Origin of the sequence: Prevotella sp. CAG:592 (assembly GCF_000436015.1) — a bacterium.
GTDB lineage: Bacteria > Bacteroidota > Bacteroidia > Bacteroidales > Bacteroidaceae > Prevotella > Prevotella pectinovora.
Map to the genome: position 1 here is coordinate 1 of NZ_FR892596.1, position 9045 is coordinate 9045.

The 9045-nt window shown below is 38.1% G+C and carries 6 protein-coding genes; all 6 read left to right on the forward strand.

The genetic code is table 11. From position 1 onward, the window contains the following. Positions 1–775: 775 nt before the first annotated feature. The 6 genes from QVO99_RS07625 (at position 776) to QVO99_RS07650 (ending at position 8851) form a co-directional block, all read left to right on the forward strand. Positions 776–1504, forward strand: a complete 729-nt coding sequence (locus QVO99_RS07625; protein WP_022317018.1) for a UpxY family transcription antiterminator — start codon at positions 776–778, stop codon at positions 1502–1504. 67 nt (positions 1505–1571) lie between these two features. Then, positions 1572–2753 carry a hypothetical protein gene (locus QVO99_RS07630; protein WP_288177049.1) on the forward strand — a complete coding sequence of 394 codons (1182 nt, stop codon included), beginning with the start codon at positions 1572–1574 and terminating at the stop codon, positions 2751–2753. A 3-nt stretch (positions 2754–2756) separates the two neighbouring features. Continuing rightward, positions 2757–3173 (forward strand): hypothetical protein, encoded by a 417-nt coding sequence (locus tag QVO99_RS07635; protein WP_022317020.1) that lies wholly within the window; start codon positions 2757–2759, stop codon positions 3171–3173. Between the two features lie 14 nt (positions 3174–3187). After that, a complete protein-coding gene (locus QVO99_RS07640) occupies positions 3188–4621 on the forward strand; it encodes a hypothetical protein (protein ID WP_022317021.1) in 1434 nt (477 codons plus the stop codon). 1 nt (position 4622) lies between these two features. Next, positions 4623–8132 carry a hypothetical protein gene (locus QVO99_RS07645; RefSeq protein ID WP_022317022.1) on the forward strand — a complete coding sequence of 1170 codons (3510 nt, stop codon included), beginning with the start codon at positions 4623–4625 and terminating at the stop codon, positions 8130–8132. 5 nt (positions 8133–8137) lie between these two features. Further along, positions 8138–8851 (forward strand): hypothetical protein, encoded by a 714-nt coding sequence (locus QVO99_RS07650; protein WP_022317023.1) that lies wholly within the window; start codon positions 8138–8140, stop codon positions 8849–8851. The last annotated feature ends 194 nt before the right edge of the window (positions 8852–9045 follow it).

Consider the following 9045-nt stretch of genomic DNA (forward strand, 5'->3'; position numbering starts at 1 on the left):
TGCGGAAGTGTCTGAATTACAGATACTTCCGCATTGAAGACCAGATGGTTGACGGTTTTTTTGAAAAAAGTGGATTAATTGGATATTATGACCGATTAGAGCTAAATCGGTCGGATTATATTCCACATACTCTAATGCCAATATCCGTTTCAAAGCAACTCTTCCTGCATTCACGTGTGAACGGCATCTCGTAGAATAAGAGATTTATCTCCTTTCATTATCGCTATAAATCATATAGCAACACGACTATTCTATATTTGCACTCACTTTTTTATAAGAAAATGTTACATAATTTATGAAAATGTTTGTTTTGTTTAGATGAATTTAATAATTTTGTAGCGTTTCCACGCCGATACCATCGTCGTCATGACGTTTCGTGTCATTCAGATGTCCGGCAACAGCGATTGATGCCGATTGGGGAAGGGATGGGGACACGACATATAGAAGGCGTTTACTTGACGCTTTGTTCTTGACTCTCTGAAACTTCGCAAACTTTAGATACTGTCAACGAACCGAGCAACGGTAGATGTCTACGGGTGTGATTATATCACGGCCAGTGGAGTATTGTACCTATGTGTATTTTCTGCATATAGGTTTCAACTACTCCATGTGGCGGCATATATATATCATATCGGCGTGGGCTCTAGCGTTGTCTGTTCTACAGTATCGGGCAATGCGAAGGCCTCAGAGAGTGGGACAGACGGCGGGCGGTTCCCACGCTCTTCTTTTTATGTCTGTGTATCAAGTCAAGTCTTTGATAAGGTACCATCACGATATGGAAAAATATTGCGCCACATCAGATGTAAAATGCAAAGTTGGAGATAACCAATCTCCTCTATGCGCTGGACTTACCTCCAACGCTCTCCCCGAAGTTCTAAAGTCTAAACCAATGAACTTACAAACAGGGGTGTCCACCAATAATGCCCTGTCGAGAACATCAGTTGACACTAATAAAGATGCAAAAGACACACACCATTGGTATGCTCTCCGCACCACGTATGGCAGAGAAAAGAAAGTATACACTTACCTAACAAGCAAAAATGTCGTTGCTTTTTATCCAACATTAAAGAGAATAAAGATTGTAGACGGCAAACGTGTTGCAATCGAAGAATCACGCATTCCTAACATATTCTTTGCATACGGCACAGAAGATGAATTGAAAGCTTTTGTTTACGACAACGTAAACCTCCCCTACCTCCGCTTTTATTATCGACATACTCACGTTGGCAATAAGATTGTCAAGGTGCCATTAATCGTACCAGACGACCAAATGAACAGCCTAAAGATAATTTGTGCTGCTGATTCAGATGATATAGTAGCTTCGACAGAAGTGGTTGAAAAATTCAAGTCAGGTCAAAAGGTGCGAATAATAGATGGAAAGTTTAAAGGAGTAGTCGGAGTGGTTGCACGTTATCATAGCCAGCAACGTGTAGGAATTGTAATCGACGGACTTCTGACTGTGTGCACTGCCTACATCCCCAGTGCTTTCTTGGATTTGGTATAAGAGCTGAAACCAAAACTGGAATCAAACGATTTTATAAGAATAAAGAATTTAATTAAATATATAAAAAATGATGAGACGGATACCTATACAAGTAATTGTTCTTTGCCTAATTACATACTTTGGAATCTTTATTTCTTGCGGTAACCCAAGGAATACTCAAAACGGAGGAAACAAGATTGACTCCACTCAGACTGAACGCAAAATAACCGTTAATGTCTTTGTTGAGAGTTCTGGAAGTATGGCTGGCTATTGCAATGTAAATAAAGCATCTGCTATAGAGACATTGATTACGGACTTTTATGATCGATTTGATGAGTGTTCGGACATAAATAATGTGACTTTGAATTTCATAAATACGTCTGTCGTGAATTCAAAGAGCAACATCAAGCAATTTGTCAACTCGATAAAAAGTAATTGTACTGCACAATATACAAAGTTGGACGAGATGCTTGAAATGATGATGGATAGTGTCACCAACGATTGTGTTAATATCCTAATTTCCGATTATGTATTTACATCAAATAATGGAAATCTTGCAATAGCATCTTCTGGTATAACTTCTCAGTTCTCAAAACAACTTGAAAAAAAAGATCTTGCGGTTGCAATATACAAGTATATGGTAGATTTTAGCGGAAAATATTATCCAGGTGGTATAAGTTGCAACAAACCATTACCCTTGTATGTTTGGGCTTTTGGACGCAAAGACAATGTTTGTAAGATTATTCATTTGCCATTTAATTCGAAGAATTGTGGTACATATTTCATGCAAAAAGCATATGATGCGGACTTTAAGCTCGAAGCAAAAAGTAAGCGCATGATTGAAGGAAACAAAATACATGTATCAAAGTGGGATAGGAAACGTAATGAAAATTTTTACGAGTTCGAGTTCACCACAAAACTTGATAAGGTTCTTTTGGCAAAAGATGATATCATCAACACTTCTTCGTACAATGTCAAAACAAACAACTCTTCAAAGTACAAAATCTTTAATATCGAGGAGCTAGGCAATGATAAATACAAATTTACTATAAGGACAAGTGGCTCAAATCCTGCTCCCGGAAAAATTACGATTTCTTATCCTATTACCACTCCTACTTGGGTTGAAAAATCTAATTTTGAAGGTAATGGCTTACCATCAGATAGTACGACCTATGGAGTATCATACCTGATCAATGGAGTAAGCAAAGCTTTTGAAAACACTTCAAAAAATAACAATAACTATTTTAACATAACCATAAATCTTGAATAGTATATGGATACATTCTTTTCAACAATCTATTATTACACGAATGGCCTCTATGGTCAAGAATTAGACAACTACCTGTACGAAACTGTTCCAGGCTATGTTCATGTTGGTCTTGCAATGATTGTTTTGTCTGGCATAATAACAGGAGTATTTTATTACATGTTAAAACCAGTGAGAAAACAATGGGGCATATGGTTTCTTTGTTTAGGCTTGAATGCCTTCCTGAACCTGCTCATTGCACTATGGTATACAAATACACCTCTTATCAACAACGAAATAGACGACTCCGAAACGTGGACTGTACTTGATACATTTGGCTTTGGATGTGCAAATGTTCTTTGGTCTGTTGTTACAGTTCTTGTGGTGTCTCTGTTCATCAAGTGGTGGAGTCCTGCAAAATATATTCCTTTTAAAAAATTCTAAAAACTTAGCTGTATATGAACTTGTACGTTTTTGCAATTGGAGGTTCGGGTTCGAGAGTGTTGCGCTCGCTTACCATGCTGCTTGCAGCAGGAGCCCAAACCGATAGCAATATTATACCTATCATTATAGATCCAGATGCTTCAAATGGTGACCTCGATCGTACCGTTTGCAGTTTAAGACAATACGAGGAGGTTCGAGGAGAACTTAGTTTCAACAATACATTTGAAAATAGGTTCTTTTCGACAGTAATTACGTCATTAAACAATGACGGTAACTATTTGCTACCTCTTGTAGGTACGGCAGGAATAAGTTACGACAGTTACCTTGCACTTAGTGGAATGTCGCAGGAGAACCAAGCATTGGCAAAAATGCTTTTTTCCAATAAAAATTTATCATCAACAATGGATGTTGGATTTAAAGGAAATCCTAACATTGGTTCCATTGTCTTGAATCAGTTTACGCAGTCTGCAGATTTTAAGAATTTTGAAGCTAATTTCGTAACTGGCGACAAGGTATTTATTATCAGTTCTATCTTCGGAGGAACAGGAGCGAGTGGTTTCCCTCTTATACTAAAGACTTTGCGAACCAGTAATAACACTGCCCTTGCTTCTGCACCTATTGGTGCCGTTTCGCTGCTTCCATATTTTAATCTAAAGACAGATGGTAACAGTTCTATTCAAGCTGATTCCTTCATTACAAAAGCAAAAGCTGCATTGCACTATTACGAAAAGAATGTTACTGGTAATGGAACTCTGGACGACATGTATTATCTTGGCGACGATTTTTCAAGTCATGGATATGACAACTGTGATGGAGGAAACAAGCAGTCTAATGATGCTCACTTTATTGAGTTGTTAGGTGCACTTGCAATCTTAGACTTCGACGCCAAACAATTTGCTGGTGCTGCTACTTCAACATCGTTTCATGAGTTTGGATTGAACACCACTCCAAAGGCTTCAATCATTTTCTCTGACCTGGGGAATCAAACAAACACAATCATTAAAAAGCCACTTTCAATGATGGCTATTATGAATAGTTATCTGAATAATCGAGACGTGAGTCATCGATTAGAACAGAAGTGGGCTAAAGATAGGGGTGCGTTGCTTGGTTCTAGCTTTTTCAATAGCGCATTCTTCTCAAACTACGAGAGATTTAAGGAAATGTTTGAAGAATGGATAAACGAACTCGAACGCAACGAAATTTCTTTCGCCCCATTCTACAAGGATTCTGATGTAAGGGACTCTGACGGATTGGCAAAAGTTCAAGATGCCAAACCTACGTATCCTGGTTTGAACCCATTTAGAAAGAAAGGTTATGATCTTGTTGATGAGATGCTTGGAAAGAATTTATCATCAATCCCATCAAATACAAGTGCACCTACCACATTCATGGAGGTGTTCCATAAAACTTTGTCAGATATTTGCAAGAAAAACTTAAACATCCAATAATATGGGATATTTATTTAGAATAAATAAAGGTGCTACAGGTACAAATAATACCATTGTAGACTGGAGTAACACTCCACGTAGTACATACGATTATGGATTTGTCAACCGGATAGAGGATTCTACGACTACGCAAAGTGAAATAACCTCAATACCATCTCCTTTTGCAAGAATAGAGCTTGTCAAGGAGGCATTCCGCAAGGTTGTTGGCGAATCTTTAAATGTTCTCACTGTTCAACAGGTAAAGAATCGTCTTCATGGCGATACTATTTACCACAAAATGGTATCAGATTCACTTGATGTCGGCCAGATCTTCTTTAATTACCCTTCAATGAAGGATAGGGTAGAAATAAAGGTATGGAATAAAGGCCATATTGACGAGTTGTTGAAGTCTACAAATCCTTCACATCAGATATATGGAAAAGCGTTGAAGATGTTTTTTGATCAGGATGCCAAAGGCTCAGATCCGTATAACTTCGGCAAGATGAAAAATATCTATATTCTGAAGTATAAAGGCCCAAATCATAAACCTATGCATATTATTGGTGCCACGTCACCTGCTACATTGTTTTTCTCTACGGCAAATGACGAAAAGGGGATTTCTCGTTATCTTTGTTTTGGAGGGGACTATGCTTTCGACAAGAAATATGCTTCACTCGACCAGCGTGATCCTGAATACCTTAAGTATTTATTTACATTGAGATATTCAATACTCAACTTCTCTATTGATTTTCCTGAGGTGGATTCATATTTAGATGCAGTTTACTATGTTCTTGACGACAACCTTAAAGCGGAAATTGACGACATTCAGACAAGTTGCGCCAATATGGTGAATGGTGTGAAATCATTCATCGATTCCACCTATGAACCATTGAATGTTGCTGTTGCATCAACCGTGGATCAAGTAGTTGAAGTTAATGGTTTTCCACTTCATTATAAAGAGGTCAATCTTCAGGGCAACACAGACTTTGAGATACAAGCTACAAAAACAATAGCAGGGGGTAAGACGCCATTAGTTCTGCCTGTAAATACCAGCAGCCTTTATGATAATCTTGAGTATTACGGTTGCAAGTTTGGACGTAGTTTCAATATTCCGTATTATGATGCCAAGGCACTGGCATCTCGCACCCTTCCTGGCATTAACATCCAACATCCTTATTTGACAATAAGCGATTTCCTTGATGATAAAATCATTAAGTTGCCTTCTGATATTAATAGTGAAGACTACTTCAATGGAAATTTTACATCTAACAATGCTGAGAAAGAAGGGTATCTTTTGCCTGTTACAAAAATGTTCTTTGACTATTTTACAGCGGAAGACTTAAAGGGTACGACACCTTCAGGCAAGCACTTCATTGACATCAAGAAATTGGCTTCTGGTATCGAGGTGGTACTTCGTATTCCTATTGCTAAAGGTGATGTTGAGTATAAGCGCATTTACACTCTTGACGTAAAAGCTGATAAGCAGAACAATAAGGGCGCGATCGTTCTTGCACCAGAGGATTTCACCATCGGCGTATTCCCTCCTGTAAAATTCAGGAACGAAGCAGATGCACAGTATCGTATTGCCATTCTTTCCGATTTCAACTTGAACAAGGAGTGCTCATGCTCTTGTCATAATGAAGTTGATTCTTTCTTTGTGCCTGATTATGTTGTTAGAAATGTAGACATAGAGGATGACATCCGTTCGAAAGTGTATATCCTAGAGAACAAGACGTTTGATTGTGCTATGATTTCAATTCTGACAGATCAACCAGGAAAGGAGTTGAGAGCAACAGGTCTAATGCTTCCGAATTTCAAGCAAAGAATGGGAACGGCTAACTTGACGTTCGCAATTGACCTTGGTACATCTAACACACACATAGAATATACTTCAGGAGCAAATAGGATGCCAGAGCCTTTCTCTTATAGCCAAGATAATCCTCTGTTCAGCATGATTTGCAAGCCGTCTGACTTGATTCGTATGCATGCTCGTGGTGAATTCTTGCCTGAAGCAATCGGCAATGATGCCCAATGCCATTTCCCGACTCGTACCGTCCTTAGTGTCGATAGGAACAATGCTGGCATCAATGAGTCGGGTATGGGAGCATACGTTGCATTAGGTAATGCGTCACCGGCATTCATGTATAACAAGGCAGACATCGGAACTCGATACAACGATTATATTCCAAATCTAAAATGGAGTCAACTGAACCATGATAATGAGGAGAGAATTCGTTGCTATATTGAATCCTTATTTCTAATGATACGTACCAAGGTCATTCAAGAAGGAGCCAGTTTGACACAAACACAGATTAAATGGTTCTATCCTATCAGTATGTCTAACAACAAGCGAGGACTCTTCCAAAGAGTCTGGACTGCTGCATATCAGAAGTATTTCAACCCTACGGGCCAACCTATAGCTATTACTGAGTCCATAGCTCCTTACTCGTTCTTCCAAAAGACAAGAGCTGACGTTACTAATATCGTAACGATAGATATAGGTGGCGGTACCACCGACATCGTTGTTGCTGATACCAACGACGTAAAGCTTGTCACCTCTATGCGCTTTGCTGCGGACGCAATTTTCGGTAACAGTTTGGTCGCTGTACAAAATGGTCCTTTGAATGGCATCATAAAGCAGTTTAAGGACGAGTACATCATCAACCTTAAAGGTATGGGCGACTTGCAGAAGATGCTCATAGAAAAAACGGCGAACAACTTTGGTAACTCCTCCGAAGTTGCATCGTTTCTTTTCTCTTTGGAGGAGAACGAACTTGTTCGTCAAAACCACCTTGAAGAAACCTTGAGCTTTAACGAGACGCTCATGAAAGATAGTAGTCAGAAGATAGTCTTCTATATATTCTTTACTTCTATTATGTATCACATTGCTCACCTCATGAAAGCTAAAGGCTTGAATCCGCCTACAAACATTGCTTTCAGTGGTAACGGTTCGAAGGTTATCTCTGTCTTGAGTACAGTTCAGACTTCGCTTGAACTGCTGACAACAAAGATATTCTCCCTTATATACGAGTCTGATATTAAGGATATTAATTTGATAATCAACTCTAAGAATCCGAAGGAAGCAACATGTAAGGGAGGCCTCTTCCTTACGCAGGTTCCGAATGATATTTCAAGGGTAAAGTCTGTGCTTCTAGGAACAAGTAAGACCTGCTTGGTTGATGGCCAGAAATATGATGAGGTCGCATCGTTCTATGATGATATTGTCAAGGAGGTAAAGACTTTTATGGACTTCATCGCATTAAGAATTCCTCGTTCAATCTCTCTTAGCGGAGAGTTCGGGATAGACCAAAGGTCTCTCCAACTTGCAGTAAATTGCTTCAATAAAGATCTACGCACATATATAGAGAAGGGTGTTAATCTGAAACTCGACTCTAAAGATGTAAGCAAGTATGATGTTATTGAAGAGTCTCTCTTCTTTTACCCAATTATTGGAGTGATTAATGATCTAAGTGAACAAATTTACACAACAAGTTCACAATTAAATTTGAAAATGGCAATGCAAAACAAATAGAATTTATGACAGTAACTATTATATCTATCGTAGTTTCTTTTGTTACTTCGGTAATAACGAGTTTCTTTACTTTTGTTCTTTTAAAGAAATTGTCAAAAAAAAGTAAGAAGAAATCATGTAAAATCAGCTGCGAACACGAAGAAATAAGTACCCAAACAAAACGTCATGCAGAAGAGCTGAAAATTCAAGAAAGAACGGATAATGTCCATTCTGTAGTAAAGGTACAAGGAAATAACTATAATTCTTCAAAAGAAGAAGTGCAACAACCTAAGGAAAAGAAACTATCTAAAAGGGAGCAACAGAAACTTCAAAGAAAAGAAGAAAGAGCTCAAAAAAGAGAAGAAAAAGTGCGACGTGAAGAAGAACTTGCTGAGGAAAAACGTCGTAAAAGCTTTAATCCTAAGGTTTCAAGACCTGAAAAAGTCACATATTGTGAGCTTGCAGTTTCTGATGGCCATTTAGTATCTTGTGGTGTAGGCCAAACTGCATATTTCAGGTCATGGGGGTATGATGGCAAGTATTATTTTGAGTTCTATTGTGCACCTTCTAAAGTATTGAAAGCCTTTAATAACAGATCTGTAATCATCGATCCTTTCTGCCAAAAAGACAATGATTCTGTCCCTGTTGACGAAGCTAAGACATTAACCACGATAGAATTTGGAGAAATAGATGCTCATTTTAACATTATTCGTAAATCAACGGTTAGATTTGATAAATAAGATATTGTAAAAATTAAATTGATATGAAAATAGATTGTTCTTTTGAAATTAGAAGTTCAATGGGTATATATGAATTAAGGGATTTATTTGATCTGCTACACAGATATTTTCCTGATATTCCTGCAGACCCTCGAAAAATAGGCTCTATTGAAAATAGTTTAGAAAAAGATCGTAATATAAACGATTTGAATGAA